Source organism: Methanospirillum sp. (assembly GCF_035406105.1).
Taxonomy (GTDB): domain Archaea; phylum Halobacteriota; class Methanomicrobia; order Methanomicrobiales; family Methanospirillaceae; genus Methanospirillum.
The window spans coordinates 1-2,825 of sequence record NZ_DAONKG010000272.1 but is presented as its reverse complement, the minus strand read 5'-3'; the positions used below and the strand labels follow the sequence as shown (position 1 = coordinate 2,825).

Genomic DNA, 2,825 nt, shown 5'->3' with positions numbered 1-2,825 from the left:
ACTGCATGTACAGTTATATTTACAAAATGGAATACATCCTTTCCTCTGTCACCTCATACTTCTATCAGCTCATAAGTCCGTGATCCAAGGCCTATTTTTTCAGCATATTCAAGAATATACGCACCATTGACATAATCCCACACACCGGTAAATTTGTCCTCTCCCGGTCCGTGGTGGCAGTGGAGGGAGGAACAAGTAAGTCCTTGCTCCCGATTGATGAGGTTAAGAGCTGCAGCATCGATGGCAACAGGGTCGGATGAAACCAAAAACCCGATGTCAGGAACAATCGGCATATCACTCCAGGGAACACAGTCGCAATCAGGAGTTATGTCCATGAGAAAACTGATGTACAGGATCTTATCAGGTTTTCCTGCTACCGCCCCAAGAGCGTACTCTCCCATCCGTTCTAGAAACCGTGGCACGTCCCGTTGCCAGTTCAATGATATCGCTTTTTCAGGACAGACCTGCAGACACGCTGAGCAACCGTAACATACCGATCTGTCAACTACCGCCTTCTTACCCATACGAATTGCATTGAAGGGACACTGGGTGACACAATACCCGCATCCAACACAACGGGATTCATCAATCTCTGCCTGCATTCCCTGGTGCTGGTCACGTTTTCCAACAGGCGGAGCACAGCCCATAGCAAGGTTTTTAATCGCACCCCCAAACCCGGCAAGTGCATGGCCCTTGACATGACTCATGACAACCATCACATCAGCATCGGCGATGTCTTGTGCAATCTTAACGGTTTTAAAATGCTTTCCGTCGATCGGCACTTCCCGGTAATTATTCCCTTTCAATCCGTCGGCGATGATAACCGGGCAGTCAACAACAGCATAGGCAAACCCATGACGGATGGCTGTGGACAGATGATCTGCCGCATTATGCCTTGATCCAACATACATCGTATTTGTATCGGTCAGAAACGGTTTTCCCAAACAGTTCCGAATTTCCTCCACAACCGCCCTGACAAACACCGGTCTGATATAGGTATCATTCCCTATCTCACCAAAGTGAAGTTTAATCGCGGTCAGGTCCCCTTCTTGAATCATACCAGAAAGGCCTGCTCTCTTACACAGATTCTGAATCCTGACACTATTGTTCTCTTCAGGATTTTTAATCCGCATGCCTGAGAAAAAGACAATACTGTTTGTCATACCCGTGTGAACTTGGAACCGCCAACCATATGAATCTGCAGGAGAACTTACGGAAGAAGAAAGGTCCCGACAAGCGGGATTGTAATGAGAGATAGCAGGGTCGAGATAAATACCCCTTTTGATGCAAGCTCTGCATTCACCCCGTACTCCTCAGATAAAAGCACGGTATTGGCAGCAACAGGCATCGCTGCAAGCAGGACGGGAATGCCCAGAAGAAGTGGCTCCGTAACAAAAGGCGAGATGATCAGGTATATGATCATTGGAATCAGTAGTAGTCTGGCCCCGGAAATTATCCACACCCGCATGTCTGATATCATGGAAAAGAAGGGGAGAGGCGCTAGAAACGTTCCGATGACGATCATGGCAAGGGGTGTTGTGATCGAACCCAGGAGTGTAACTGATTCATTCAGGGGAGATGGGATGGTGATACCGGTTCCAAGAAGACACAGACCAAGGATGGAAGCGGTAAGACCGGGGGTGAGAATCCGTTTTAAATCAGGATTTCGTGCAAGGTCGGGCCGGAGTAGAAACACCCCCACGGTAAATACCAAAAACCCGAACGGGAGATTGATAAGGGTAACATAAAAGACCGATTCCTCCCCGAACATTGCAGATGCAACCGGATAGCCCATAAACCCTAAATTTGAGAAAATGAGCATGAACCGCAGGACACCAGTCTCAAAGGCAGATCCCTTCAAGAACGCCGGGATGATAATGGCACAGAGAAAGGAGACAAGATACACCACAATCTCAACAATCACAATGATCTCCATGTTATGTACAAGACCACTCGAGAGGGGGACCTGCATACTCTCAAGGATAAGACAGGGGATGGCCACATTAACCAGCAATGATGAGAGACCTGATGCCCCGCTGCGGGTGATATACCCCATCCGAAATGCAAAAAATCCCACCCCGATCAGGATAAAAAGGGTAAAAATACTGGTTGCAACCGGAAGAAAGTCCATTTGATGTAACCTTTTGTGTTAATCATTCAGGAGATGGCGGCATCAATATTCCTCTTCTGGACAGGTGAGCACGGAGACAGATCAGGAAATACCGGAAGAAGGTATATATTCATGTTCCAATGCAATAGGTTGAGGGGTACTCATGCTAGAATTCATCCTTCCCGGTATCGTTATCCTTGTCCTGATAGCACTTGTTATCTGGTTTGTATCACTTTATAACCGTTTTTACGCACTTAAAAATTCCTATGAAGCAACGTTGGGCCAGATTAAGGTAGCCCTGAAAAAGCGTCTTGACATGATTGATCAGCTGCTCGGTGCAGTCAAAAGTTATGCTGCCTTTGAAAAGGAGACATTTGAACGGGTAACCGCCATGCGGGCCTCGGTCGGATCGGCAGGGGCTGCTGATATCGCCGGACTTGAAGCAGAATCCCGGACGATCCTGGGAAGGCTGCTTGCAGTCATGGAAAATTATCCTGATCTGAAGACCCAGGCCACCGTTTCAGATCTGATGGGTGCGGTAAAAAGTGTTGAAGATGAGATCGCTCGTCAGCGGTATACCTGTAATAACATTGCCGAACAGTTTAACACCATGGTCGATACGATCCCTTCAAACCTGGTCGCACGGTTATCAGGCCTTACAAAACTGCAGTATCTTGAATTTGAGGAAGAGATCACCAAAAGGCCGGAGATCTCA

At 47.6% G+C, this 2,825-nt stretch carries 3 protein-coding genes; 1 reads left to right on the top strand and 2 read right to left on the bottom strand.

Features of this window, described 5'->3' with window-relative positions:
• Positions 1-53: 53 nt before the first annotated feature.
• Positions 54-1,163: a DUF362 domain-containing protein gene (locus tag PLA23_RS12240; protein WP_324475362.1), complete on the bottom strand. Its 1,110-nt coding sequence runs from the start codon at positions 1,161-1,163 to the stop codon at positions 54-56.
• Between the two features lie 47 nt (positions 1,164-1,210).
• On the bottom strand, positions 1,211-2,131 hold the full coding sequence (locus PLA23_RS12235; RefSeq protein ID WP_324330802.1) for an AEC family transporter: 921 nt from the start codon (positions 2,129-2,131) through the stop codon (positions 1,211-1,213).
• A 142-nt stretch (positions 2,132-2,273) separates the two neighbouring features.
• Here PLA23_RS12235 and PLA23_RS12230 point away from each other — a divergent pair.
• On the top strand, positions 2,274-2,825 hold a 552-nt coding region (locus PLA23_RS12230), incomplete at its 3' end, for a LemA family protein (RefSeq protein WP_324475361.1).